The organism is Streptomyces sp. NPDC127129 (genome assembly GCF_042671585.1).
Classification (GTDB): Bacteria; Actinomycetota; Actinomycetes; order Streptomycetales; family Streptomycetaceae; genus Streptomyces.
Map to the genome: position 1 here is coordinate 60,229 of NZ_JBHXTV010000022.1, position 26,543 is coordinate 86,771.

The window sequence follows — 26,543 nt, forward strand, 5'->3', positions numbered from 1 at the left end:
CGCCGGCGGGGCCGCGAAGTCCGGCCGGTCCCCGCACGCGGGGTTCCGCGGGCGATCTTCGCGTGTTAGCAAGAGACATGACCGCACAGCGCTCGTACGACGCCGTCATCGTCGGTGGTGGCCACAACGGACTGGTCGCCGCCGCCTACCTGGCCCGCGCCGGACGTACCGTCCTCGTCCTGGAACGCCTCGGCTCCACCGGTGGAGCCGCCGTCTCCACCCGGCCCTTCGCCGGGGTCGACGCCCGGCTCTCCCGGTACTCGTACCTCGTCTCCCTCCTGCCGCCGAAGATCGTGCGCGAGCTGGGGCTGCGGTTCGCGGTGCGGAAACGGTCCATCTCCTCGTACACCCCGAAGGGCGACGGCGGCCTGCTCGTCGGCGGCGGCGAGGCGCGCACCCGTGCCTCCTTCGCCGCCCTCACCGGCTCCGACCGGGAGTACGAGGCGTGGCAGGCCTTCTACGGTCGTACGGGAGAGGTCGCCGAGCGCGTCTTCCCCACGCTCACCGAGCCGCTGCCCTCCCGCGAGGAGCTCCGCGCCCGCGTGGCCGACGAGACCGCGTGGCGGATGCTCTTCGAGCAGCCGATCGGCGCCGCCGTCGAGGAGACCTTCGCCGACGACCTCGTCCGGGGCGTCGTCCTGACCGACGCCCTCATCGGCACGTTCGCCGACGCCCACGACCCCTCACTGCTCCAGAACCGCTGCTTCCTCTACCACGTCATCGGCGGCGGCACCGGCGACTGGGACGTCCCCGTCGGCGGCATGGGCGCCCTCACCGACGCCCTCGCGGCCGCCGCCCGCGCCGCGGGCGCGGAGATCCGCACCGGTCACGAGGTCACCCGGATCGAGACCGACGGCGTGCGCGCCGAGGTCTCCTACCGCACGGCCGAGGGCGAGGGCGTCGTCGCGGCGGGTCACACACTGGTGAACGCCTCACCCCAGGCCCTCGCGGCCCTGCTCGGCGAGACGCCCCCGGCGCCCGCCGAAGGTGCCCAGCTCAAGGTCAACATGCTCCTCACCCGGCTGCCGAAGCTCCGCGACCGGTCCGTCGACCCGCGCGAGGCGTTCGCCGGCACCTTCCACATCGCCGAGGGATACGGCCAGTTGGCCACCGCCTACGCCGAAGCCGCCGCGGGCCGGCTGCCGAGTGCGCCGCCCTCCGAGATCTACTGCCACTCCCTGACCGACCCGAGCATCCTCGGCCCGGACCTCTCCGAGCGCGGCTACCAGACCCTCACGCTCTTCGGACTGCACACCCCCGCCCGGCTGTTCGCCGCCGACAACGACTCCGCGCGCGCCGCCCTCCTCAAGGCGACCCTCGCCGAACTCGACGCCGTGCTCGACGAGCCGCTCGCCGACTGCCTCGCCGTCGACGACGAGGGCCGGCCCTGCATCGAGGCCAAGACCCCGCTCGACCTCGAACGCGACCTGCGGCTGCCCGGCGGCCACATCTTCCACCGCGACCTCTCCTTCCCCTACGGGGACGAGGGCACCGGCCGCTGGGGCGTGGAGACCGCGCACGCCAACGTCCTCCTCTGCGGCGCGGGCGCGGTCAGGGGCGGCGGAGTGAGCGGAATCCCCGGCCACAACGCCGCCATGGCGGCCCTCGGACGCTGACGGGAAGCCGCGTCCGGCCGGCGGCGTGAAGCTCACCTGTGGCGGTGCTTAAGAAAACCTCGATGGACCGGGAGCCTGACGTACGGAAGATTTCCTTCGGGGATCTTGGGCGCGGACCCGCGCCCGGACCCCGAAGGTCACAGGACACACACGTCGGGAGCCATGGCATTGAAGGCGCTGGTCAAGCAGAACGCGGAGCCGGGACTCTGGCTCATGGACGTACCGGAGCCGGAGATCGGCGCCGGAGACGTACTGATCAAGGTCAAGCGGACCGGTATCTGCGGGACGGACCTGCACATCCGCTCCTGGGACGGCTGGGCGCAGAAGACCATCGCCACGCCGCTGACGCTGGGCCACGAGTTCGTCGGCGAGGTCGTCGAGACCGGCCGTGACGTCGCCGACATCGCCGTCGGCGACCTGGTCAGCGGCGAGGGCCACCTGGTGTGCGGCAAGTGCCGCAACTGTCTCGCCGGCCGCCGTCACCTCTGCCGCGCCACCGTCGGCCTCGGCGTCGGCCGCGACGGCGCGTTCGCCGAGTACGTCGCCCTGCCCGCGTCCAACGTCTGGGTGCACCGCGTCCCCGTCGACCTCGACGTCGCGGCGATCTTCGACCCCTTCGGCAACGCCGTGCACACCGCGCTCTCCTTCCCGCTCGTCGGCGAGGACGTCCTCGTCACCGGCGCGGGTCCGATCGGCATCATGGCGGCGGCGGTGGCCAAGCACGCCGGCGCGCGCAACGTCGTCATCACCGACGTCAGCGAGGAGCGCCTCGCGCTCGCCCGCAAGGCGGGCGTCTCGCTCGCGCTGAACGTCGCCGAGCAGACGATCGCCGACGGCCAGCGCACGCTCGGCCTCAAGGAGGGGTTCGACGTCGGCCTGGAGATGTCCGGCAACCCGCGCGCGATGCGCGACATGGTCGCGAACATGACCAACGGCGGCAAGATCGCCATGCTGGGTCTGCCCGCGGAGGACTTCTCCGTCGACTGGGCGAAGATCGTCACCTCCATGATCACGATCAAGGGCATCTACGGCCGCGAGATGTTCGAGACCTGGTACGCCATGTCCGTCCTCCTGGAGGCCGGACTGGACCTCGCCCCGGTGATCACCGGCCGCTACGCGTACACCGACTTCGAGGCCGCCTTCGACGACGCCGCGTCAGGCAAGGGCGGCAAGATCATCCTCGACTGGACCGTCTGATCCCCTCAAAGGACCGAACCATGTTCACTTCCGTACGCGACGACCTCCGTACCACCCTCGACGAGATCCGCGCCGCCGGGCTGCACAAGCCCGAGCGCGTGATCGGCACGCCCCAGTCCGCGACCGTCGCCGTCACCGCGGGTGGCCGGCCGGGCGAGGTGCTCAACTTCTGCGCCAACAACTACCTCGGCCTCGCCGACCACCCCGAGGTGGTCGCCGCCGCCCACGAGGCGCTCGACCGCTGGGGCTACGGCATGGCGTCCGTCCGCTTCATCTGCGGTACGCAGGAGGTGCACAAGGAGCTGGAGGCCCGTCTCTCCTCGTTCCTCGGCCAGGAGGACACGATCCTCTACTCCTCCTGCTTCGACGCCAACGGCGGCGTCTTCGAGACGCTGCTCGGCCCCGAGGACGCCGTCATCTCCGACGCCCTCAACCACGCCTCCATCATCGACGGCATCCGCCTCTCCAAGGCCCGCCGCTTCCGCTACGCCAACCGCGACATGGCCGACCTGGAGCAGCAGCTCAAGGAGGCCACGGAGGGCGGCGCCCGGCGCAAGCTGGTCGTCACCGACGGCGTCTTCTCGATGGACGGCTACGTCGCCCCGCTGGGCGAGATCTGCGACCTGGCCGAGCGCTACGACGCCATGGTGATGGTCGACGACTCCCACGCCGTCGGCTTCGTCGGCCCCGGCGGCCGTGGCACCCCCGAGCTGCACGGCGTCATGGACCGGGTCGACATCATCACCGGCACCCTCGGCAAGGCCCTCGGCGGCGCCTCCGGCGGCTATGTCGCCGCCCGCGCGGAGATCGTCGCGCTGCTGCGCCAGCGTTCGCGCCCGTACCTCTTCTCCAACACCCTGGCCCCGGTCATCGCCGCCGCCTCCCTCAAGGTCCTCGACCTGCTGGAGTCGGCCGGTGACCTGCGCGAGCGGCTGCGCGCCAACACCGAGCTCTTCCGCACCCGGATGACCGCGGAGGGCTTCGACGTCCTCCCCGGCGACCACGCCATCGCGCCCGTCATGATCGGCGACGCGTCCGAGGCCGGACGGATGGCGGAGCTGCTCCTGGAGCGCGGTGTGTACGTGATCGGCTTCTCGTACCCCGTCGTCCCGCAGGGCCAGGCCCGTATCCGGGTCCAGCTCTCGGCGGCCCATTCGTCCGATGATGTGAACCGGGCTGTGGACGCGTTCGTCGACGCGCGCGCCGCCCTGCGAAACTAGGGGCATGATCGAAGCGCGGCGGCTGCACATCCTCCGGGCGGTGGCCGACCACCGCACCGTCACGGCGGCTGCCGCCGCGCTCTATCTCACCCCCTCGGCCGTCTCCCAGCAGCTCGCCGCCCTGGAGCAGGAGACCGGCCACCGCCTCGTCGAGCGCAACGCCCGCGGGGCGCGGCTCACCCCGGCCGGGGAGATCCTCCTCAGCCACGCCAACGCGGTCCTCGCCCAGCTGGAGCGGGCCGAGTCCGAACTCGCCGCGTACGGATCGGGCGAGGCGGGCACGGTCACGGTCGCGGCCTTCGCCACCGGCATCGGCCTGGTCGTCGCCCCCGCCATCAGCGGCCTCGCCCGTACGGCGCCCGGCATACGGGTCCGGGTGCGGGACGCGGAGGGCGACGAGAGCCTGCTGATGGTCCTGGACCGCCAGGTCGATGTCGCCGTGGCCGTCGAGTACCGGGGCGCTCCCGGCGAGGACGACGCCCGCCTCACCCGCGTACCGCTGTACGCCGAGCCGTTCGACGCCGTCCTGCCGCTCGGGCACCCGCTCGCCGGCGACGAGCGAGTGGCCCTCGCCGATCTGGCCAAGGACGCCTGGATCGGCCAGTCCGCCGGGAACCCCTGCCATGACGTGACCGTCCTGGCCTGCGAGTACGCCGGCTTCGCGCCCCGCCTCGAGCACTCCTCCGACGACTTCCGGGCCGTGGTCGCCCTCGCCTCGGCGGGCGCGGGCGTGGCGCTCGTGCCGCGCTCGGCGCTGCGCGGCACGCCCCTCGACGAGGTGGTGATCCGCCCGGTGGACGGCGTGGCGCCCACCCGCCGCGTCTTCGCCGCCGTCCGCAGGGGAGCCGAGGAGCACCCCCTCATCAGCCCGGTCCTCGCGGCCCTGAGGGCGGCGGCCGCACCTGCGGGCTGAGGAGCCCGGGGGAGTCGGCGTGCGCGGTCCCGCGCGCCCTGCCCATGATGGGAGGAACGCCGGATCTCCTCAGGAGGCGCCATGGCCGTCACCGAAGGCACCGTGCCGTTCCGCGGCTTCCACACCTGGTACCGGGTCGTCGGCAGGCTCCCCGGCCCCGACGGGAAGCCGCCGCTCCTCGTGGTCCACGGTGGCCCCGGCCTGTCGCACGACTACCTGGAGGACCTCGGGGCGCTCGCCGACGGAGGCGGTCGCGCCGTCGTCTTCTACGACCAGCTCGGCTGCGGCAGGTCCGAGCAGGCGCAGGACCCCGCGCTGTGGACCCTCGACACCTTCGTGGCCGAGATCGGCGCCCTGCGCCGGGAGCTCGGGCTCGACCGCATCCATCTGCTCGGCCACTCCTGGGGCAGCCAGGTGGCGCTTGAGTACGTCCTCGGCAGGCCGTCCGGCGTGGCGGGCCTCGTCCTGGCGGGCGTCGTCGCCGACGCGCCCGCGTACGCCGCCGAGGCGCGGCGGCTGAAGGACTCCCTCCCCACCGAGGTCCGCGAGGTCATCGACCGGAGCGAGGCGGAGGGGACGACCGACGACGACGCCTACCTCGGGGCCACCATGGCCTTCTACCAGCGCTGGCTCTGCCGCCTCGACCCCTGGCCCGAGCATCTCGTGCGCTCCGTGCTCTCGATGCGGGAGGACGTGAACGCGGCGCTGTGGGGCCCGGAGTGGAACATCACGGGCAGCCTGAAGGACTGGAGCGTCGCCGACCGGCTGGGCGAGATCGACCTGCCGGTCCTGGTGACGTCCGGCCGCCACGACATGGTGACCCCCGCGGTGGTCCGCCCCGTGGTGGAGAGCATTCCGGGCGCCGTGTGGGCGCTGTTCGAGGAGAGCGCCCACATGGCCTCCGTCGAGGAGCCGGAGCACTATCGCCAGGTGGTGGAGAGCTTCCTCTCCAGGGTGGAGGCCGGACAGGTCGCGGCCTGACCCGGGCCCGTGGGCCGCGGTCTCCGCCAGGCCGGCCCCTCCACCCGGTCGCGGCCTCCACCCGGTCGCGGCCTCCATCCGGAAGCCGCATCCGCATCCGCGACCCGGCCGCGGCCGGACCCGGAAGCCGCATCCGCGACCCGGCCGCGCGGCACCGCCTCAGTCCGCCGACCTGGCCCAGCCCACGGCCTCGATCCGGGCCGCGTCCGCGGGGCGGGACGCGTCGAAGAGCGGGCGCCCGGCGCGGCCGAGGACCCGCAGGTCGTCCACGTACACGCCGCGTCCGACGTAGAGCCTGTCGGTCGTGTACCGCCACCGCAGGCGTACGGAAGGGGCGCCCGCCAGGGCCGTCAGGTCGGCGACCGCCTCGTGCCAGGCGCGCCCGGACCAGCCGCTCACCGAGCCGGCCGCGCGCTCCCGCGGCTCCTGCCCCCTTCGTACGGTGGTGAACGGGACCGGCCCCCAGGTCGCGCCGCCGTCCGTGGACGCCTCCAGGAAGGCGGCGTCCACACCCGGCTCGGTGTCCCACCACAGGGCGCACTCCAGCCGGCCCGTACCGCCGAGCGGAGGCAGGGTGAGCGTGGCGGTCGTCGCGCTCGCCATGCCCGAGAACCAGGCCGTCCGGCCGTGCGCCGGGCGGACGGGCACCGCCCGGGCCAGGTTGTTCGCCGCGGCGACCCGGGGCGCCGAGCCGGAACGCCACGAACGGACGGGGTGGACGGAGTTGCCGAGTACGACGAGGAATGCGTCCGTCGTGGGGTCCAGGACCAGGCTCGTACCGGTGAACCCGGTATGGCCGGCCGAGCGCGGGGTCGCCATCGCGCCCATGTACCAGTGCTGGTAGAGCTCGAAGCCGAGACCGTGCTCATCGCCCGGGAAGCCGGTGTTGAAGTCGGTGAACATCAGCTCCACGGACTCGGGGGCCAGGATCCGGGCGTCACCGTACGCCCCGCCGTTGAGCAGGGTGCGGGCGAGGACGGCGAGGTCCCAGGCGCAGGAGAACACGCCCGCGTGGCCGGCCACCCCGCCCATGCTGTACGCGTTCTCGTCGTGGACCTCCCCCCGGACCATGCCGCGGTCGAGGCCGGACCAGGGCAGCCGGGCGTCCTCCGTCGCCGCGATCTTCGGCCGCCAGGAGAGCGGGGGATTGAAACGCGTGCGGTGCATCCGGAGCGGAGCGGTGATCTCGTCCCGGAGCAGTACATCCAGCGTGCGGCCGGTGATCTCCTCCAGGATCAGCTGGAGCGAGATCAGGTTCAGATCCGAGTAGAGGTAGCGGGTCCCGGGCGGGTTGGCGGGCGTCTCCGCCCAGAGCAGCCGCAGCTTCCCCTCCCGCGTCGGCTCCTTGAAGAGCGGGATCCAGGCCCGGAACCCCGAGGTGTGCGTCAGCAGCTGACGGACCGTGATGTCCTGCTTCCCGCCGCCCCCGAACTCCGGCAGGTAGCTCGTGACCCTCGCCTCCAGATCGAGCGCGCCGCGCTCGATCTGCTGCACCGCCAGGATCGAGGTGAACAGCTTCGAGACGGACGCCAGGTCGAAGACCGTGTCCTTCGCCATCGCGATCTGCTGCTCGGCGGGCAGCTCGATCCCGCTGTCCGTCGTCTCGTCGTACCCCGCGTACCGCACCGCCGCCCCGATCGGCCGGTGCAGCGCGACCGTTCCGCCTCTTCCGGCGAGCAGCACCGCTCCCGCGTACCACGGGTGCTGGGGGGAGGGGCCGAGAAACGCCTCGGCGTCGGCGACCAGCCGGTCCAGGTGCTCCGGCAGCAGCCCGGCCCGCTCCGCGGATCCGTGCCGCAGGGTCGTCCGTCCGCCCCCGGGCGGGGAGGCCGCGGCGGCCCCCGGAACCGAGCCGACCATCAACGCACCTCCCAGGGCGAGAACCCGGCCGCCGAACGTCCGGCGGCCGATTGCCCGGCCCGCCGAGACTCCTGCCGATTCCTCCGTCATCCCTACCCTCTCCCACGCCTCTGAAAGAATCCTTCGGCCACACGCGCAACGGCTGAAACTTTCTTACCGGGGTGAGGGTGCGTCAAGGAAGCGGGCGGTCGGGCAAAGAATCTGACACTGCATCAGAAAATCTCTTCCCTCGGCCGATCCCCTGCGGCATCCTGCCGCCCATGAAGACGGAGCTGAGCCAAAAACTGGGGATCGAGCACGCCATCTTCGGCTTCACGCCCTTCCCCGCGGTGGCCGCCGCCATCACCAGAGCCGGCGGGTTCGGCGTCCTCGGCGCGGTGCGGTACACCGCGCCCGACGAGCTCGCGCGCGACCTCGACTGGATGCAGGACCACACCGACGGACTGCCGTACGGGCTCGACGTCGTCATGCCCGCGAAGAAGGTCGAGGGCGTGAGCGAGTCCGACGTCGAGGCAATGATCCCCGAAGGGCACCGCGAGTTCGTCCGCACCACCCTCGCCAAGCACGGCGTCCCCGAACTCGCCGCGGGCGAGGCCTCCGGCTGGCGCATCACCGGCTGGATGGAGCAGGTCGCCCGCAACCAGCTCGACGTCGCCTTCGACTACCCCATCAAGCTCCTCGCCAACGCCCTCGGCTCCCCGCCCGCCGATGTCGTCCGGCGCGCCCACGACCACGACGTCCTCGTCGCGGCGCTCGCGGGCAGCGCCCGGCACGCCCGCCACCACGCCGAGGCCGGCATCGACGTCGTCGTCGCCCAGGGGTACGAGGCCGGGGGCCACACCGGCGAGATCGCCTCCATGGTCCTCACCCCCGACGTCGTCGACGCCGTCTCCCCGCTGCCCGTCCTCGCCGCGGGCGGCATCGGCAGCGGCGAGCAGATCGCCGCCGGGCTCGCGCTCGGCGCCCAGGGCGTCTGGCTCGGCTCGCTCTGGCTCACCACCACCGAGGCCGACCTCCACTCGCGCGCCCTGACCGCCAAGCTCCTCGCCGCCGGCTCCGGCGACACCGTCCGCTCCCGCGCCCTGACCGGCAAGCCCGCCCGCCAGCTCCGCACCGAGTGGACCGACGCCTGGGACGACCCGGCGGGGCCCGGCACGCTTCCGATGCCGCTCCAGGGACTGCTGGTCGCCGAGGCCGTCTCCCGTATCCAGAAGTACGAGGTCGAGCCGCTGCTCGGCACACCGGTCGGACAGATCGTCGGCCGGATGAATTCCGAGCGCAGTGTGCAGCAGGTCTTCGACGAGCTCACCAGCGGGTTCGAGAAGGCCGTCGACCGCATCAACCGCATCGCCGGACGGAGTGCCTCGTGAGTGAGACGAACGGGTTCTGGTCCCAGGCCACCGCCGACCCCTCCCGTACGGTGCTGATCGCACCCGACGGCGAGGAGTGGACGGCAGGACGGCTCCACGCCGACGTGAACCGGCTGGTCCACGGACTGCGCGCGGCCGGCCTGGAGCGGGGCGACGCCTTCGCCGTCGTCCTGCCCAACGGCGTCGAGTTCCTCACCGCCCATCTCGCCGCCTCCCAGGCCGGCTTCTACCTCGTCCCCGTCAACCACCACCTCGTCGGGCCCGAGATCGCCTGGATCGTCGCGGACTCCGGCGCCAAGGTCCTCGTCGCCCACGAGCGGTTCGGGCCCGCGGCGACGGCCGCCGCCGACGAGGCGGGCCTGCCCGCCACGCACCGCTACGCCGTGGGAGCCGTGCCGGGCTTCCGGCCGTACGCCGAACTCCTCGACGGACAACCCGAGTCCGTCCCGGAGGACCGCACCCTCGGCTGGGTCATGAACTACACCTCCGGCACCACCGGCCGCCCCCGCGGCATCCGCCGCCCGCTGCCGGGCAAGCTCCCCGAGGAGACGTACCTCGGAGGCTTCCTCGGCATCTTCGGGATCAGGCCCTTCGACGGAAACGTGCACCTCGTCTGCTCGCCGCTCTACCACACGGCCGTGCTGCAGTTCGCCGGCGCCGCGCTCCACATCGGCCATCCGCTCGTCCTCATGGACAAGTGGACCCCCGAGGAGATGCTGCGGCTCATCGACGCCCACGCCTGCACCCACACGCACATGGTCCCCACCCAGTTCCACCGGCTGCTCGCACTGCCCGAGGCGGTACGGAGCCGGTACGACGTCTCGTCGATGCGCCACGCCATCCACGGCGCGGCGCCCTGCCCCGACCACGTCAAACGGGCGATGATCGACTGGTGGGGGAGCTGCGTGGAGGAGTACTACGCGGCCAGCGAGGGCGGCGGCGCCTTCGCCACCGCCGAGGACTGGCTGAAGAAGCCCGGCACGGTCGGCAAGGCCTGGCCCATCAGCGAACTGGCCGTCTTCGACGACGACGGCAACCGCCTCCCGCCCGGCGAACTCGGCACCGTCTACATGAAGATGAGCACCGGCGGCTTCTCGTACCACAAGGACGAGGCGAAGACGGCGAAGAACCGCATCGGCGACTTCTTCACCGTCGGCGATCTGGGCGTCCTGGACGAGGACGGCTACCTCTTCCTCCGCGACCGCAAGATCGACATGATCATCTCGGGCGGGGTCAACATCTATCCCGCCGAGATCGAGTCGGCCCTCCTGACCCATCCCGCGGTCGCCGACGCCGCGGCCTTCGGCATCCCGCACGCCGACTGGGGCGAGGAGGTGAAGGCCGTCGTCGAGGCGGCCGAGGGCCACGAGGAGGGTGACGCGCTGGCCGCGGAGATCCTGGCGCACTGCGAAGAGCGCCTCGCCGGCTACAAGCGCCCGAAGTCGGTGGACTTCATCGCCGCCATGCCCCGGGATCCGAACGGCAAGCTCTACAAGCGCAGGCTCAGGGAGCCCTACTGGGAGGGCCACGAGCGCCCGCTCTAGGCGGCCACCGGGCCGGGTCACGTACAGTCGAACTGTCGTGCTCCGGCCCCGGAAGGTGTGTTCCCGCTGTGCGCTACCGACTCTTCGGCCGAACCGGCCTGCGCGTGTCCGAGCTGATGCTCGGCGCGATGACCTTCGGTGAGGAGGGCGGCGTCGGCACCTCGCCCGAAGAGGCGCGCCGGATCGTCGATCTGTACGCCGACGCGGGCGGCAACGCCATCGACACGGCGGTGAACTACCAGGGCGGCGAGAGCGAGACGATCCTCGGCGAGCTGCTCGCAGGACGCCGCGACCGGTTCGTCCTGGGGACCAAGTACACCGTCACCCGCGACGCCACCGACCCGAACGCGGGCGGCAACCACCGCAAGAACCTGGTCCGTTCCCTGGAGACGAGCCTCAGGCGGCTGCGCACGGACTACGTCGACGTCTACTGGGTCCACATCTGGGACCGGCACACGCCGATCGAGGAGACGATGAGCGCCCTCGACGCCGCCGTGCGAGCCGGCAAGGTCCTCTACGTCGGCATCTCCGACGCCCCCGCCTGGCTCGTCTCCCGCGCCAACACCCTGGCGGAGTGGCGCGGCTGGCAGCCCTTCGCGGGGCTTCAGGTGCCGTACAGCCTCCTCCAGCGCGACGTCGAGCGCGAACTGCTGCCGATGGCCGAGGCGTTCGGCATGAGCGTCACCGCCTGGAGTCCGCTGGCCGGCGGCGTCCTGTCCGGCAAGTACACCCGGCCGGGCGGACCGGGCGCGACCTCGCGGTACTCCGTCGACTCCCTCTCCGACCGGGACCTCGCCGTGGCGCGCGCGGTGCAGGACGCCGCCGACGACCTGGGAGTCACGGCCTCGCAGGTCGCGCTCGCCTGGGTGCGGCACCGGTCCCGGGCCGTGCTCCCGATCGTCGGCGTCCGCTCGGCGGACCAGCTCAAGGACAACCTCGGCGCACTCGACGTCACGCTGCCCCAGGAGACCGTCGAGCGGCTGGAGACGGCGACGGAGTTCACGCGCGGCTTCCCCCACGACTTCATCGACGGGACGAGTCCCTGGGTGTTCGGCGACAGCTTCCCGGACGTCGACGGGCGACAGCTCGGCTGACCACCGGCGTCCCGATGCGCCGCCGGTCCCCCGGCCGTCGAGAGCATAGGCCGCAAGTCGGTGAAAGTCTCCTATATGGCAGGATGCAGGGCATGAGTTCGAGCGAGGCGGGGCTGGCGCGGCAGTGGACGACGTGGGGACCGGTCCTGGCGGCCGTCGCCCTCGGGCTCACGTGGGGGCGTGGTCTGCCAGGCTTCGTCGTCGGTGTCGTGGCGGTCTGTCTGTTCGCCGCCGTACTGGCCGCCGTCCACCACGCCGAGGTCGTCGCCCACCGCGTGGGTGAGCCCTTCGGCTCGCTCGTCCTCGCCGTCGCCGTCACCATCATCGAGGTCGGACTGATCGTCACCCTGATGGCGGGCGGCGGAGAGAAGGCCTCCACCTACGCCCGCGACACCGTCTTCGCGGCCGTCATGATCACCTGCAACGGCATCGTCGGCCTCTCCCTCCTCGTCGGCGCCCTGCGCAACCGCGTCGCCGTCTTCAACGCCGAGGGGTCCGGCGGCGCCGTCGCCACGGTCTGCACCCTGGCGACGATGACGCTGGTCCTGCCGACCTTCACCACCAGCCACCCGGGCCCCGAGTTCTCCGGGGCGCAACTGGTCTTCGCCGCCGTCGCCTCGCTCTGTCTGTACGGAGTGTTCGTCGCCGTCCAGACCTTCCGGCACCGTGACTACTTCCTCCCCGTCGCGCGTCCCGGGCACGAATCCGAGGAGGACCACGCCGAGCCGCCGAGCGTCCGGGAGACCGGGGCGAGCCTCGGACTGCTCCTCCTGGCGCTCGTCGCGGTGGTGGGCCTGGCCAAGATCATCTCGCCGACCATCGAGGACGGCGTCGAGTCGGCCGGCCTGCCGAAGGCCGTCGTCGGCGTGATCATCGCCCTGATGGTGCTGCTCCCCGAGACGCTCGCCGCCGTGCGCGCCGCGCGCCGGGACCGGATGCAGACCAGCCTCAACCTCGCCTACGGCTCCGCGATCGCCAGCATCGGCCTGACCATCCCGGCGATCGCCCTCGCCTCGATCTGGCTCTCCGGACCCCTGGTCCTGGGTGTCGGAGCCGTCCACATGGTGCTGCTCGTGCTCACCGCCGTCGTGAGCGCGCTGACCGTCGTGCCCGGCCGCGCCACCCTGCTCCAGGGCGGCGTCCACCTCGCGATCTTCGCCGCGTTCGTCTTCCTGTCGTTCAGCCCCTGACGCGGGGTCGGTGACGCGCGATCGGTGACGCGGCGTCGGCCCAGCCCTCCCGGCCCGCCGTCCCCCGGCCCGCCGCCCGGGCCCGCCGTCCCGGCTCCGGTACTTGACCCGTCGCACAGGGCCGTCGAGGATCCCGTCATGGAACGACTCCTCACCCGGACGGTCGACGGCGTCCTGCGCATGAGCGCCCAGCGCACCCCCGAGCGGATCGCCGTGCGGTACGCGGACCGCGCCTGGACCTATGCCGAGCTGGACGCGGCCGTGAGCACCGCGGCCGCCGTGCTGCGCGAGCGGTACGGACTGGAGGAGCGGGCCCGCGTCGCGACGTACGCCCACAACTCCGACGCGTACCTCATCGCCTTCCTCGCCTGCTCCCGCGCGGATCTGATCCACGTTCCCGTCAACCACCACCTCACCGGCGACGACCTCGACTACATCCTGCGCCAGTCCGGCAGTTCGCTGGTCCTCGCGGACCCCGCGCTCGCCGACCGGGTTCCGCCCGACCTGGCGGTGCGGGCCCTGCGGGACACCGAGGACTCCTTCCTCGCGGCGCTCGCCGAGCCCGACACCTTCGACACCGACCGCGACGCCCGCGAGTACGTCCAGCTGCTCTACACCTCCGGCACCACCGCCCTGCCCAAGGGCGCCCGGATGACCCACCGTGCCCTGGTCCACGAGTACGCCAGTGCCATCGAGGCCCTCGACCTCCACGAGGACGACAAGCCCGTCCACTCGCTGCCGCTCTACCACTCGGCGCAGATGCACGTCTTCCTGATGCCCTACCTCGCGGTCGGCGCCGAGAACACCATCGTCGACGGACCCGATCCGAAGGCGCTCTTCGACCTGGTCGAGGCGGGCCGCGCCGACAGCCTCTTCGCGCCGCCGACCGTGTGGATCGGGCTGTCCAACCACCCCGAGTTCGCCGGCCGCGACCTCTCCGCCCTGCGCAAGGCGTACTACGGCGCCTCGATCATGCCCGTGCCCGTACTGGAGCGGCTGCGCGAACGACTGCCCGGGCTGCGCTTCTACAACTGCTTCGGGCAGAGCGAGATCGGTCCGCTCGCCACCGTCCTCGGCCCCGACGAACACGAGGGCCGGATGGACTCCTGCGGGAAGCCGGTCCGGTTCGTCGAGGCCAAGGTGGTCGACGAGCACGGCGCGGACGTCCCCGACGGCACACCCGGCGAGATCGTCTACCGCTCACCGCAGCTGTGCGACGGCTACTGGGACAAGCACGAGGAGACCAGGGCCGCCTTCCGCGGGGGCTGGTTCCGCTCGGGCGATCTCGCCGTGCGCGACGCGGAGGGCTACTACACGGTCGTGGACCGGGTGAAGGACGTCATCAACTCCGGGGGAGTGCTGGTCGCCTCACGCCAGGTCGAGGACGCCCTCTACACCCATCCGGGCGTCGCCGAGGTCGCCGTCGTGGGTCTGCCGGACGAACGCTGGATCGAGGCGGTCACGGCCGTCGTCGTCCCCCGTGCGGCCGAGGTGACCGAGGCCGAACTCCTCGCCCACGCCCGCGAGAAGCTCGCCCACTTCAAGGCCCCGAAGAAGGTCCTCTTCGTGGACGAGCTGCCCCGCAACGCCAGCGGAAAGATCCTCAAGCGGGAGCTGCGCGACCGCTTCGCCGCCTCCTGACGGCGTAGACGACCGGCTCCCTCTGCGGAGAGCCGGTCAGTGCCCGCCCCGCAGATCCACGATCCGCTTGATCTTGCCCACCGACCGCTCCAGCGTCTCGGGGTCGACCACCTCGACCCCGACCGAGACCCCGACACCGTCCTTCACCGCCTGCGCGATGCTCCGGGCAGCCTCCGCCCGCTGCTCGGGGGAGGCGTCCGGGCGCGCCTCGGCCCGTACGGTCAGCGCGTCGAGCCGCCCCTCCCGGGTCAGCTTCAGCTGGAAGTGCGGGGCCACCGCCGGCGTCCGCAGGACGATCTCCTCGATCTGGGTGGGGAAGAGGTTCACCCCGCGCAGGATCACCATGTCGTCGCTGCGGCCCGTGACCTTCTCCATGCGCCGGAACACCCGTGCCGTGCCCGGCAGCAGCCGGGTCAGGTCCCGGGTGCGGTACCGGACGACGGGCATGGCCTCCTTCGTGAGGGAGGTGAACACCAGCTCGCCCTCCTCGCCGTCCGGCAGCACCTCTCCCGTGAACGGGTCCACGATCTCCGGGTAGAAGTGGTCCTCCCAGACGTGCAGGCCGTCCTTGGTCTCCACGCACTCCTGCGCGACCCCCGGGCCCATCACCTCCGAGAGCCCGTATATGTCGACGGCGTCGATGGCGAAGCGCTCCTCGATCTCCCGGCGCATCGCCTCCGTCCACGGTTCGGCGCCGAAGATCCCGACCTTGAGCGAGGTCGTCCGCGGATCCACGCCCTGCCGCTCGAACTCGTCGAGCAGGGTGAGCATGTACGAGGGCGTGACCATGATGATCTCGGGCTTGAAGTCCTGGATCAGCTGCACTTGACGGGCCGTCATGCCGCCCGAGGCGGGGATGACCGTACAGCCGAGCCGCTCCGCGCCGTAGTGCGCGCCGAGCCCGCCGGTGAACAGGCCGTATCCGTACGCCACATGGACCTTGTGCCCCGGCCTGCCGCCCGCCGCGCGGATCGAGCGGGCCACCACGTCGGCCCAGGTGTCCAGGTCGCGCTCGGTGTAGCCGACCACGGTGGGCCGGCCCGTGGTCCCGCTGGAGGCGTGGATGCGCCGGATCTCGGACTGGTCGACCGCGAACATCCCGAAGGGGTAGTGGTCCCGCAGGTCGGTCTTGACGGTGAAGGGGAAGCGGGCGAGGTCGGCCAGTGAGCGGCAGTCGTCGGGGTGCAGCCCCGCCTTGTCGAAGGACTGCCGGTAGAAGCCCACGTTCTCGTACGCGTGACGCAGCGTGGAGCGCAGCCGCTCCAGCTGGAGCGCCTCCAGCTCCGCGCGTCCGAGCCGTTCGCCGCTGTCCAGCAGATCCGTCATGTGCCGCCCACTCCCGTCCGAACGCCCTGAACGTCTGAAATCGGACTACCGATCATTCGGTAGATGTAGCCGAGGTCAGTAAATCCGGCCGGACCCGGCCCATGGCAAGAGGGTGGCGCCGATTTTCTGATCCCGTGATCGTGCCCCTACGCTCGGTGATCGTGATTCTCTGGCTGCTCAACCACCTCGGAACCCTCAGCCTCGCCGCCCTGATCGTCGGCGGCACGGTCCTCGCGGCACTCACCGGCAGCGTCCTGCTGCGCCGCAGACATCCCCGGCTCGCCGACGGCGAGCACAACGACATGGTGGGCGTCGTCCTCGGGATGTTCGGTGCCATCTACGGGATCATCCTCGCCTTCGTGATCGTCACGCTGTGGACCCAGATGGAGAACACCCAGAACGTCGTCGCGGCCGAGGCCACCGGCGTCGCGCTGATCGTGCGGGACGCCCGCGCCTTTCCGCCCGCGGAGCAGGCCCGGGTGAACGCGGCGGCCTCCGGCTATGTGCACACCGTCGTCGAGGTGCAGTGGCCGCTCATGCGGGAGGGCATCGCGGACTACTCCGTCACGGGGCGGAGACTCGAGGAGCTGTACGACGCCCTGCAGGCGTACGAGCCCGTCACCGAGTCGCAGAAGGCCTTCTACGCGCAGGCCGTCGCCACGCTGGACGAGGTGGCCGGTGACCGCCGGGCCCGCCTCACCATGGCCGGCCAGCAACTTCCGCCGCTCCTCCAGGTCCTCGCCGTCGGCGGCGCGCTGGTGATCATCCCGCTGACCTTCCTCTACGGGATGCGGAGCCGGCGGATGCAGATGCTGTTCGTCGCGGCGGTGGCGGCGCTCATCGGCTTCAGCCTCCTCCTGGTCGTCGTCCTCGACCGGCCCTTCGCGGGGGAGCTGAGCGTCAGCCCCGCTCCGTACCGGGAAGGCGCGCTGGCGCAGTTCTGGGAGCCCGCCGGGGAGACGTCGGGCGTGCGATGAGCGGCGTCCGTCGTGCGACGACGCCCGGACTAGAGAACGTCGAAGTGCGTCCGCGGGCCTGACCGCCGGCTCACCCCTCCCGGCTCGTCGGGGCGCGGAAATCCACTTGCCGCGTCCCGGCACGGCTGCTGGAGTGCCGTGCATGGACCACGCAGCGCTACGCGCCCTCTTCGACCGTCAGCTGCGCCTCGGCGCCCGCCCCGACGGGCCCGGCGCCCGGGTGGAGCGCGACGGCCGGGTCGTCCGGCAGACCGGCCCGGCCCATGCCTGGAACGGCGTCCTCTGGTCCGGTCTCCAGGAGACGGACGCCGATGAGGCCATCGCCGGACAGATCCGGCACTTCACCGAGCACGGCCTGCCCTTCGAGTGGAAGGTGTACGGACACGACGGCCCGGCCGACCTCGTCGCGCGCCTGCTCGCCGCCGGCTTCACCGCCGAGGATCCGGAGACCCTGATGGTCGCCGAGGCGGCCACGCTGCCCACCTCCGTGGACCTTCCCGAAGGCGTCGAGCTGGTCCCCGTCACCGACGCGGCAGGCGTGAAGCTGGTGACCGAGGTCCACGACCGGGCCTTCGGCGGCGACAGCTCCCACTTCGGCCGCCAGCTCCTCGACCAGCTGGCCGCCACGCCCGACACCGTCGCCGCCGTACTCGCCATGGCCGGCGACGAACCCGTCAGCGCCGCGCGCCTCGAGCTCTACCCCGGCACGGACTTCGCCGGCCTGTGGGGCGGCGGCACGGTCGAGCCCTGGCGCGGCAAGGGCCTGTACCGGGCGCTCGTCGCCTTCCGTACGAGGATCGCCCTGGAACGAGGACACCGCTTCGTCCAGGTCGACGCGGCCGAGACGAGCCGGCCCATCCTCGAGCGCCTGGGCTTCGGCGCCCTTACGACGACCACGCCGTACCTGTACGTCCCCTAGGGCGTGTTGCGCCCCAGGGCCTGTCGTGCGGATCACGCCGGGTACCACGGCCCGGTGGCCTAGGGGCGTCCCCAGTGGGCGGGGCGCTCGAAGCCGTCCGGCAGGCGGGTCGTGGCGTCGCCGCGGGCCGCGTTCAGCTGCGGCTGGGTGAGGAACAGGGCGCCGGTGAGGTCCGCCCCGGACAGATCGGCGTCCCGCAGATCGGCGCCGATCAGATCGGCGAGGGACAGATCCGCGCCCGTCAGGTCGGCGGCGATCAGCAGAGCGCCGCGCAGGTCCGCGCCCCGCAGCCCGGCCCCCCTGAGCCGTGCCCCGATCAGGTCCGCGCCCCGCCGGCTCCTGGCCTTGCCGCCCGCCGTCGCCCGCACCAGCGCGCTCGTCCTCAGGAGGAGCGGGTTGACCTCGCCGCGCACGGCGGCGACGTCGAGCTTCTCCAGGGCGTCCGCCGACCCCTCCGTCAGCCGCTCCACCCGGGCCAGGGCACCCCGCAGCTCGCCGTGGACCGGACCGGCGGCGGGCCGGGCGAGGGCCTCGGTGAGGTAGCGCAGCAGCTCGTGGAGCTGGCGCATGACGGGGAACACCTCGTACATCTGCCGTGAGGTCTCCGGCGCCTCGCGCCAGGACACCCCGTGGAAGGTGACCTGGGAGACCTTCTGGCCCGCCCCGAAGCAGTCGTACACCGTGCACCCCGAGAACCCGCTCGGCCGCAGCCTGGTGTGGATGCCGCAGCGGAAGTCCTCCTGGAGGTTCCGGCACGGCTCGCCGGAGGACTTGTTCACCGCGAAGTCCGCGGACTTCGCGAAGGGGAGCGCGACGCAGCAGAGTCCGAAGCAGTGGGCGCAGTCGCCTCGGAGGGTCTCGGGCATGGGTGTGCTGATCCTTCGTCGGCGGGGGTGGACACCCACCGTATCGCGCCGTGGGTGAAATCGGTTGCGAAGATCATCGGGCCTCGCCGACGATCGGTGCCATGCCGACCTTCACGACGTACGACGGGACCGAACTCGCCTATGACGTACGAGGGGACGGTGAGCCGCTCGTCTGTCTGCCCGGCGGCCCCATGCGCGATGCCACCTACTTCGGCGAGCTCGGCGGCCTCGCCGCGCGTCGCAGGCTGATCGTGCTCCATCTCCGCGGCACCGGCGCCAGCGCCGCTCCCGCGGACCCCGCCTCGTACCGCTGCGACCGGCAGGTGGCGGACGTCGAGGCGCTCCGGCTCCACCTCGGCCTGGACCGCGTCGACCTGCTCGGCCACTCGGCCGCGGGGAACCTGGCCACGCTGTACGCGGCGGCGCACCCCGAGCGGGTCCGCTCCCTCGTCCTGGTCACCCCGGGCACGAGGGCGGTGGGCATCGACATCACGGACGAGGAGTGGGACAGGGCCGGCGAGGTCTTCGCCGACCAGCCCTGGTACGCCGGGGCGCGGGCCGCCCTCGCGACGATCGGCCCCGGCACACCCATGGCGCGGGTCATGGAGATCGCCGCCCCCTTCGCCTACGGACGGTGGGACGAGGCCGCCCGGGCCCACGCCGCCGCGATGACCGACGAGATCCACTGGGACGCGGCGGCCGCCTACTACGCACCCGGTGCCTTCGACCCCGGGACGACCCGGGCGGCGCTGACCGCCCTCACCGCGCCGGTCCTGATCCTGGCGGGGGAGTACGACGGCGGCCCGTCCCCGGCGCGGGCGGCGGAGCTCGCGGAGTGCTTCCCGCACGCCGAGGTGGCCGTCCAGCGCGGTGCGGGGCACTTCCCGTGGGTGGACGACGCGGGCGCTTTCGCCCGCCCGGTCGCCGCGTTCCTCGACCCGGAGGTGCGCACGGTCGCCGTGGACGGCGTACGCCTCGCGTACCGGGTGTGGGGCGAGGAGTGCGCCCCGCCCGTCGTACTGGTCCACGGGCGCGGCGGGAACAGCGCCGACTGGACGAGGATCGCCGAGGGGCTGGCCGGCGACCGCCGCGTGTACGCCGTCGACCTGCGCGGGCACGGTCTCAGCGACTGGACCGGCCCCTACGGCTTCGACGTGTTCCGGGACGAGCTGCGCGGGTTCATGAAGGCGCTGGATCTCGGCGGCGCCGACGTCGTCGCCCACTCGATGGGCGGCGCCGCGGCCTACCTCCTCGCCATGGACGAACCGGGCCTGGTCGGCCGGCTGGTCCTGGAGGAGGCGCCCGTCTTCTTCCCGCTGGACCCGCCGCGCGGCCACGCGGCCCGCCCCGAAGGTCCCCCCGTCCTGGACTGGGACGTCGTCCTCGCGACGAACGCCCAGCTGAACGAGCCGGACCCCGCCTGGCGCGAGGGCGTCGCCGATATCACCTCCCCGACCCTGATCGTGGCCGGCGGCGAGAGCAGCCATCTCGCGCAGGAGCGGCTGCTCTGGATGGCGGACCGCCTGCCCGAGGGCCACCTCGTCACGATCGGGACGGGCCACGAGATCCACACGTCCCGACCGGTCGAATTCCTCGCCGCGCTGAGGGAGTTCGGCATCTGACGCGCGTTGTGGACGGCGGTCGAGGTCGAACAGGCATCACGTGCGGGGGTGACAGACGAGAACGCGGCCGTCGCGGGTCCCGATGAGGAGACGACCCGCTCCGGTGACCGTGAGCGCCGTCGGGATCGCGGACACGTGTCCGAGAGTGAGGCGGGGGCCCCGGGCGCGATGGCGCGCTCGCGGGCCGCCCAGGGCGCCACGGGGCGCTCGCGGGGCCTGGGACGACGCGGCGTCCCGGGGGAGCGGGCCCCGGGGCGCCGCGTCGTCGCTCAGGGGTGTGAGGGGGCCCCGGTGTCCTCGGCGGCGGCGACCGAGCGGGCCCAGCGGTAGTCCGCCTTGCCGCTGGGAGAGCGCTCGATGCGGTCGGCGATCACGAGCTGGCGGGGGATCTTGTAGCCGGCGAGCCGGGTACGGCAATGGGTCTGGACGGTCTCCAGGTCGAGCGCGGGGGCCCCGGCGCGCAGCTGGACGACGGCCGCCACATGGTTGCCCCACTTCGCGTCGGGAACGCCGGCGACCAGTGCGTCGTACACGTCCGGATGGGACTTCAGCGCCTGCTCGACCTCCTCCGGATAGACCTTCTCACCGCCCGTGTTGATGCACTGAGAGCCGCGGCCGAGGACCGTGACGATGCCGTGCTCGTCGACGGTCGCCATGTCGCCGAGCAGAACCCACCGCTCGTCGTCCTTCTGGAAGAAGGTCTCGGCCGTCTTCGCCGGGTCGTTGTAGTAGCCGAGGGGCACATGGCCACGCTGGGCGAGACGCCCCACCTCGCCGACCGCGACCTCCGCGTACGTCGCCGGGTCGACCACCCGCGTCCGCTCGTTGACCTCCAGTCGGAAGCCCTTCTCCGGACCCGAGTCGTCCGTCGCCTTGCCGTTGGAGCCGGACTCGGAGGAGCCGAAGTTGTTCAGGAGCAGGACGTCGGGCACGAGCGCCTGGAACTGCGCCCGTACCGTCTCCGACATGATCGCCCCGGACGAGGAGACGCTGAAGAGGGAGGAGAGGTCCGTGCCCTTGAGCGGGCCGTGGAGCGCGTCGATCAGCGGCCTGAGCATGGCGTCACCCACCAGCGACACGCTGGAGACCTTCTCCTTCTCGATCGTCCGGAGCACCTCCTCGGGCGCGTACTTGCGGTGGATCACCACCCGCTGGCCGTAGTTGAAGGCGATGAACGAGGTCAGCGTCGAGGTTCCGTGCATCAGCGGGGGAGCGGGGAAGAACGTGATCCCCGAGCCGCCCGCCGCCACGCGTTCGGCCAGCTCCTCCGGCCGCTTGACCGGCTCGCCCGCCGGGTCGCCGCCGAAGAGCCCGGCGAAGAAGAGGTCCTCCTGGCGCCACATGACCCCCTTCGGCATCCCCGTCGTACCGCCGGTGTAGATGATGAAGAGGTCGTCGGCGGAGCGTGGGGCGAAGCCCCGTTCCGGCGAACCGGCCGCCTCCGCCTCCGTGAACGGCACGCAGTCGAGCGCGGGCGCGTCCTCGGGAGGGGTCCCCACCCGCACGAGGTGCCGCAGCTTCTCCGTCTGCGGCAGCGCGCCCGCGACCCGTCCGCTGAACTCGGCGTCGAAGACGAGGGCGGCCAGATCGGCGTCCGTGTAGAGGTAGACCAGCTCCTCCTCCACATAGCGGTAGTTCACGTTGACCGGGACGATCCGTGCCTTGAGGCAGGCCAGGACGGTCTGCAGGTACTCGATCCCGTTGTAGAGGTGGAGGCCCAGGTGTTCGCCCGGCCGGATCCCGGCGTCGGTCAGATGGTGGGCGAGACGGTTGGCGGCGGTGTCCAGCTCCGCGTACGTGAGCCGGCGCTCCGCCCCCGTGCCCGGGTGGTCGACGTAGACGAGCGCCTCGCGCTCCGGGACCACGTCCACGACCGATTCGAACAGGTCGGCAAGGTTGTACTCCACCGTTCCTCCTGACCTCGCTGGTCGTCCGGGCCCGAACTGACTCGGCGGTCATTAGAGCGCCGGGCGGCGGAGGTGGGAAGGGGTCGCGCAGAAGAATCTGACTGAGTGTCAGGAAACTATTGAACTGGACCCGCACCTCCTGCAACCTGTTCTAGGTCTGGAGACGGGAGAACGTCATGGGTGGGACAGAACACCTCACCGTGCAGCGCGAAGGCGCCACACTCGTGCTCACGCTCAACCGGCCTGAGGCCAAGAACGCGCTCTCACTGCCCATGCTCGTCGGGCTCTACGACGGCTGGCTGGAGGCCGACGCCGACGACACGGTCCGCTCCGTCGTCCTCACCGGCGCAGGTGGCTCCTTCTGCGCCGGGATGGACCTCAAGGCGCTGGCGGGCAAGGGGATGGAGGGCGAGCGGTACCGGGACCGGATGAAGGCCGACCCCGATCTGCACTGGAAGGCGATGCTGCGCCACCACCGCCCCCGCAAGCCCGTCATCGCCGCCGTCGAGGGGTACTGCGTCGCGGGCGGCACCGAGATCCTCCAGGGCACCGACATCCGCATCGCGGGTGCCACCGCGACGTTCGGGCTCTTCGAGGTGAAGCGGGGGCTGTTCCCGATCGGTGGCTCGACGGTCCGGCTGCCCCGTCAGATCGCGCGGACCCACGCACTGGAGATGCTCCTCACCGGCCGTCCGTACGGCGCGGAGGAGGCAGCCCGGATCGGACTCGTCGGCCGCGTCGTCCCCGACGGGACCGCACTCGAAGCAGCCCTGTCCGTCGCCGAACAGATCAACGCCTGCGGGCCGCTCGCGGTCGAGGCGGTGAAGGCGTCGGTGTACGAGACGGCGGAGATGACCGAAGGGGAGGGGCTGGCGGCGGAACTGAAGCGCGGCTGGCCGATCTTCGAGACGGCGGACGCGAAGGAGGGGGCGCGGGCGTTCGCGGAGAAACGCCCGCCGGTGTACCGCCGGGAGTGACCTCCCTCGCGCGGACCGGGGCTCCGCCCCGGAGCCCGCCCCTCACACGCCGGCGGGGCCGGATTCTCACCCGCCCTCGTCCCCCGACCAAGGAGCCCCATGTCAGTCGCCCCCGCGCCGGACACCCTCCGCGCGCCCCTCGTCGTCGAGTTCCCCTTCACCCGGTCCCTCGGGCCCGTGCAGTCCGCCTTCCTGACCGGGCTGCGCGAAGAGACCGTGCTCGGCGTCCGGGCCGAGGACGGGCGCGTGCTCGTCCCGCCCGTCGAGTACGACCCCGTCACCGCCGCCGAACTCCGCGAACTCGTCGAGGTCGGCGTCGCCGGCACCGTCACGACCTGGGCCTGGAACCCCGAACCCCGCCCCGGACAGCCCCTGGCCACCCCCTTCGCCTGGGTCCTCGTCCGGCTCGACGGCGCCGACACCGCCCTCCTCCACGCCCTGGACGCGCCCGGGCCCGAAGCCGTGAGCACCGGGATGCGGGTCAGGATCCGCTGGGCCCCCGAACGGGCCGGCGCCATCACCGACATCGCCTGCTTCGAGCCGTACGACGGCGAAGCCGTGACGGAGGCGCGCCATCACGACGGCACCTTCGACGACCCCGTCACCGGCATCGTCGCCGCAGCCCGGCTCGACTACACGTACAGCCCCGGCCGCGCCCAGACCGCCTATCTCCACGCACTCTCCGAGAACCGGACCGTCGGCGAACGCTGCCCGTCCTGCACCAAGGTCTACGTCCCGCCCCGCGGCGCCTGCCCCACCTGCGGCGTGGCCACCACCGAACGGGTCGAGGTCGGCCCGCGCGGCACGGTGACCACCTTCTGCATCGTCAACATCAAGGCCCGCGGCCTCGACATCGAGGTGCCGTACGTCTACGCCCACATCGCCCTCGACGGCGCCGGGCTCGCGCTCCACGGCCGGATCGGCGGCATCCCCTACGACCAGGTCCGGATGGGGCTCCGGGTCGAACCCGTCTGGAGCGAGGACGGCCGCTTCCCCGATCACTACCGGCCCACCGGCGAACCCGACGCCGACTACGACACGTACAAGGAGCTGCTGTGACGCCGGACCGATCGGACCGACCGGACCGCGAGGTGGCGATCGTCGCCTTCGCCCAGACCGACCACCGGCGGCGCACGGACGACCTCTCCGAGGTCGAGATGCTCATGCCCGTCCTCCACGACGTGCTGCGCCAGACGGGCCTGAGGACCTCCGACATCGGATTCACCTGCTCCGGCTCCTCCGACTACCTCGCCGGACGGGCCTTCTCCTTCACCATGGCCCTCGACGGCGTCGGCGCCTGGCCGCCGATCTCCGAGTCCCACGTCGAGATGGACGGTGCCTGGGCGCTCCACGAGGCCTGGGTGAAGCTGCTGACGGGCGAGGCCGACACCGCGCTCGTCTACGCGTACGGCAAGTCCTCACCCGGCTCCGTGCGCGACGTCCTCACCCGGCAGCTCGACCCCTACTACGTCGCCCCGCTCTGGCCCGACAGCGTCGCCCTCGCCGCGCTCCAGGCGCAGGCGCTCATCGACGCCGGTCACACCGACGAACCCGCGCTGGCCGCCGTCGCCGCCCGCAGCCGCCAGGACGCCACCGCCAACCCGCACGCCCAGCTGCCCGGCGCCCGAGACCAGGGCGAGTACCGCGTCGCACCGCTGCGCACCGGCGACTGCCCGCCCGTCGGCGACGGGGCGGCCGCCGTCATCCTCGCCGTCGGCGACCGGGCCCGGGAACTGTGCGAGCGCCCGGCCTGGATCCGCGGCATCGACCACCGCATCGAGGCCCACTCGCTCGGCGTACGGGACCTCACCGACTCGCCCTCCACCCGCCTCGCCGCCGAACGCGCCGGGGTCTTCGACCGGCCCGTCGACACCGCCGAACTGCACGCGCCCTTCACCTCCCAGGAGGTCGTGCTCCGCCGGGCCCTCGACCTCGACGAGAGCGTGAGGGTCAACCCGTCCGGCGGAGCGCTCGCCGCCAACCCGATGATGGCCGCCGGCCTGATCCGCCTCGGCGAGGCCGCCGCCCGCATCCACCGGGGCGCCTCCGACCGCGCCCTCGCCCACGCCACCTCCGGGCCCTGCCTGCAGCAGAACCTGGTCGCCGTTCTGGAAGGGGACTCCCGTGCCTAAAGAGCCCGTGGCCGTCGTCGGGATCGGCCAGACCAAGCACGTCGCCGCCCGGCACGACGTGTCGATCGCCGGACTCGTCCGCGAGGCCGCCCGGCGAGCCCTGGAGGACGCCGGACTGACGTGGGCGGACATCGACGCCGTCGTCATAGGCAAGGCCCCCGACTTCTTCGAGGGCGTGATGATGCCGGAGCTGTACCTCGCCGACGCGCTCGGAGCGGTCGGCAAACCGATGCTCCGCGTCCACACCGCCGGCTCCGTCGGCGGGTCCACCGCACTCGTCGCCGCGAACCTGGTCGCGGCCCGCGTCCACCGCACCGTCCTGACCCTCGCCTTCGAGAAACAGTCCGAATCCAACGCCATGTGGGGTCTCTCCCTGCCCGTCCCCTTCCAGCAGCCGCTGCTCGCCGGGGCGGGCGGCTTCTTCGCCCCGCACGTCCGCGCCTACATGCGGCGCACCGGCGCCCCGGACAGCGTCGGCTCCCTCGTCGCGTACAAGGACCGGCGCAACGCGCTCAAGAACCCGTACGCCCACCTCCACGAGCACGACATCACCCTGGAGAAGGTCCAGGCCTCGCCGATGCTCTGGGACCCCATCCGCTACTCCGAGACCTGCCCGTCCTCCGACGGCGCCTGCGCGATGGTCCTCACCGACCGGGCGGGCGCGGAGCGTTCGCCCCGGCCGCCCGCCTGGGTGCACGGCGGCGCGATGCGCAGCGAGCCCACGCTCTTCGCGGGGAAGGACTTCGTCTCGCCGCAGGCGGGCAAGGACTGCGCCGCCGACGTCTACCGGCAGGCCGGGATCACCGACCCGCGCCGCGAGATCGACGCGGTCGAGATGTACGTCCCGTTCTCCTGGTACGAGCCGATGTGGCTGGAGAACCTCGGCTTCGCCGAGGAGGGCGAGGGCTGGAAGCTGACCGAGGCCGGCGTGACCGAACTCGACGGCGACCTCCCGGTGAACCCCTCGGGCGGGGTGCTCTCCACCAACCCCATCGGAGCCTCCGGCATGATCCGCTTCGCCGAGGCCGCGCTGCAGGTGCGCGGGCAGGCGGGCGAGCATCAGGTGGAGGGCGCACGCAGAGCGCTCGGGCACGCGTACGGAGGGGGCGCCCAGTTCTTCGCCATGTGGCTCGTGGGCGACCGTCCGCCCGGCGCGTGAGGTCTGTCGGCGCCCGCTCCCCCTCGCTACCC

21 protein-coding genes are annotated in these 26,543 nt (G+C 72.3%); 17 read left to right on the forward strand and 4 right to left on the reverse strand.

What is annotated here, in order from left to right; all coding sequences use genetic code 11:
• Positions 1-77 precede the first annotated feature (77 nt).
• The 5 genes from ACFVGW_RS32605 to ACFVGW_RS32625 all read left to right on the forward strand — a co-directional run bounded on the left by ACFVGW_RS32605 (position 78) and on the right by ACFVGW_RS32625 (position 5,927).
• Positions 78-1,616 carry a phytoene desaturase family protein gene (locus ACFVGW_RS32605; protein ID WP_385854488.1) on the forward strand — a complete coding sequence of 513 codons (1,539 nt, stop codon included), beginning with the start codon at positions 78-80 and terminating at the stop codon, positions 1,614-1,616.
• Positions 1,617-1,784: 168 nt separating this feature from the next.
• Positions 1,785-2,813: an L-threonine 3-dehydrogenase gene (tdh, locus tag ACFVGW_RS32610; RefSeq protein WP_352189275.1), complete on the forward strand. Its 1,029-nt coding sequence runs from the start codon at positions 1,785-1,787 to the stop codon at positions 2,811-2,813.
• A gap of 20 nt (positions 2,814-2,833) precedes the next feature.
• Positions 2,834-4,033: a glycine C-acetyltransferase gene (locus ACFVGW_RS32615; RefSeq protein ID WP_385854489.1), complete on the forward strand. Its 1,200-nt coding sequence runs from the start codon at positions 2,834-2,836 to the stop codon at positions 4,031-4,033.
• 4 nt (positions 4,034-4,037) lie between these two features.
• Positions 4,038-4,946, forward strand: a complete 909-nt coding sequence (locus ACFVGW_RS32620) for a LysR family transcriptional regulator (protein WP_383221789.1) — start codon at positions 4,038-4,040, stop codon at positions 4,944-4,946.
• A gap of 81 nt (positions 4,947-5,027) precedes the next feature.
• Positions 5,028-5,927, forward strand: coding sequence for a proline iminopeptidase-family hydrolase (locus ACFVGW_RS32625; protein ID WP_385854490.1), 900 nt, complete (start codon positions 5,028-5,030; stop codon positions 5,925-5,927).
• Positions 5,928-6,086: 159 nt separating this feature from the next.
• Here the strand turns inward: ACFVGW_RS32625 and ACFVGW_RS32630 are convergent, their stop codons facing one another.
• The gene (locus tag ACFVGW_RS32630; RefSeq protein WP_385854491.1) at positions 6,087-7,877 is read right to left on the reverse strand and encodes a serine hydrolase; all 1,791 of its coding nucleotides are present in this window, start codon (positions 7,875-7,877) and stop codon (positions 6,087-6,089) included.
• Between the two features lie 170 nt (positions 7,878-8,047).
• Between ACFVGW_RS32630 and ACFVGW_RS32635 the strand changes: the two genes are divergently transcribed.
• From ACFVGW_RS32635 to ACFVGW_RS32655, 5 genes are all read left to right on the forward strand, one after another.
• Entirely contained in the window at positions 8,048-9,157 is a 1,110-nt protein-coding gene (locus ACFVGW_RS32635; RefSeq protein ID WP_385854492.1) for an NAD(P)H-dependent flavin oxidoreductase, read from the forward strand.
• Entirely contained in the window at positions 9,154-10,701 is a 1,548-nt protein-coding gene (locus ACFVGW_RS32640; protein ID WP_385854493.1) for an acyl-CoA synthetase, read from the forward strand. The genes ACFVGW_RS32635 and ACFVGW_RS32640 overlap by 4 nt, the downstream gene beginning before the upstream one ends.
• Positions 10,702-10,769: 68 nt before the next feature.
• Positions 10,770-11,795 (forward strand): aldo/keto reductase, encoded by a 1,026-nt coding sequence (locus tag ACFVGW_RS32645; protein WP_385854494.1) that lies wholly within the window; start codon positions 10,770-10,772, stop codon positions 11,793-11,795.
• 92 nt (positions 11,796-11,887) lie between these two features.
• Entirely contained in the window at positions 11,888-12,985 is a 1,098-nt protein-coding gene (locus ACFVGW_RS32650; protein ID WP_385854495.1) for a calcium:proton antiporter, read from the forward strand.
• Positions 12,986-13,123: 138 nt separating this feature from the next.
• Positions 13,124-14,626, forward strand: a complete 1,503-nt coding sequence (locus ACFVGW_RS32655; protein WP_385854496.1) for a fatty acyl-CoA synthetase — start codon at positions 13,124-13,126, stop codon at positions 14,624-14,626.
• A gap of 36 nt (positions 14,627-14,662) precedes the next feature.
• Here the strand turns inward: ACFVGW_RS32655 and paaK are convergent, their stop codons facing one another.
• A complete protein-coding gene (gene paaK / locus ACFVGW_RS32660; RefSeq protein ID WP_385854497.1) occupies positions 14,663-15,952 on the reverse strand; it encodes a phenylacetate--CoA ligase PaaK in 1,290 nt (429 codons plus the stop codon).
• Positions 15,953-16,113: 161 nt separating this feature from the next.
• Between paaK and ACFVGW_RS32665 the strand changes: the two genes are divergently transcribed.
• Both ACFVGW_RS32665 and ACFVGW_RS32670 read left to right on the forward strand, forming a co-directional pair.
• Positions 16,114-16,929 carry a DUF4239 domain-containing protein gene (locus ACFVGW_RS32665; RefSeq protein WP_385854498.1) on the forward strand — a complete coding sequence of 272 codons (816 nt, stop codon included), beginning with the start codon at positions 16,114-16,116 and terminating at the stop codon, positions 16,927-16,929.
• Positions 16,930-17,071: 142 nt separating this feature from the next.
• Positions 17,072-17,848 carry a GNAT family N-acetyltransferase gene (locus tag ACFVGW_RS32670; RefSeq protein ID WP_385854499.1) on the forward strand — a complete coding sequence of 259 codons (777 nt, stop codon included), beginning with the start codon at positions 17,072-17,074 and terminating at the stop codon, positions 17,846-17,848.
• Positions 17,849-17,907: 59 nt separating this feature from the next.
• Here the strand turns inward: ACFVGW_RS32670 and ACFVGW_RS32675 are convergent, their stop codons facing one another.
• Entirely contained in the window at positions 17,908-18,714 is an 807-nt protein-coding gene (locus ACFVGW_RS32675; RefSeq protein WP_385854500.1) for a pentapeptide repeat-containing protein, read from the reverse strand.
• A 101-nt stretch (positions 18,715-18,815) separates the two neighbouring features.
• Between ACFVGW_RS32675 and ACFVGW_RS32680 the strand changes: the two genes are divergently transcribed.
• Positions 18,816-20,336 (forward strand): alpha/beta fold hydrolase, encoded by a 1,521-nt coding sequence (locus ACFVGW_RS32680; RefSeq protein ID WP_385854501.1) that lies wholly within the window; start codon positions 18,816-18,818, stop codon positions 20,334-20,336.
• A 269-nt stretch (positions 20,337-20,605) separates the two neighbouring features.
• Here the strand turns inward: ACFVGW_RS32680 and ACFVGW_RS32685 are convergent, their stop codons facing one another.
• Positions 20,606-22,243: an acyl-CoA synthetase gene (locus ACFVGW_RS32685; protein WP_385854502.1), complete on the reverse strand. Its 1,638-nt coding sequence runs from the start codon at positions 22,241-22,243 to the stop codon at positions 20,606-20,608.
• Between the two features lie 176 nt (positions 22,244-22,419).
• Here ACFVGW_RS32685 and ACFVGW_RS32690 point away from each other — a divergent pair, with 176 nt between their 5' ends.
• The 4 genes from ACFVGW_RS32690 (at position 22,420) to ACFVGW_RS32705 (ending at position 26,511) form a co-directional block, all read left to right on the forward strand.
• The gene (locus ACFVGW_RS32690; RefSeq protein WP_383221763.1) at positions 22,420-23,220 is read left to right on the forward strand and encodes a crotonase/enoyl-CoA hydratase family protein; all 801 of its coding nucleotides are present in this window, start codon (positions 22,420-22,422) and stop codon (positions 23,218-23,220) included.
• Between the two features lie 99 nt (positions 23,221-23,319).
• The gene (locus ACFVGW_RS32695; RefSeq protein WP_385854503.1) at positions 23,320-24,279 is read left to right on the forward strand and encodes a Zn-ribbon domain-containing OB-fold protein; all 960 of its coding nucleotides are present in this window, start codon (positions 23,320-23,322) and stop codon (positions 24,277-24,279) included.
• The gene (locus ACFVGW_RS32700; protein ID WP_383221760.1) at positions 24,276-25,352 is read left to right on the forward strand and encodes a thiolase domain-containing protein; all 1,077 of its coding nucleotides are present in this window, start codon (positions 24,276-24,278) and stop codon (positions 25,350-25,352) included. Before ACFVGW_RS32695 ends, ACFVGW_RS32700 begins: the two co-directional genes overlap by 4 nt.
• Positions 25,345-26,511: a thiolase domain-containing protein gene (locus ACFVGW_RS32705; protein ID WP_352189251.1), complete on the forward strand. Its 1,167-nt coding sequence runs from the start codon at positions 25,345-25,347 to the stop codon at positions 26,509-26,511. The genes ACFVGW_RS32700 and ACFVGW_RS32705 overlap by 8 nt, the downstream gene beginning before the upstream one ends.
• Positions 26,512-26,543: the final 32 nt, after the last annotated feature.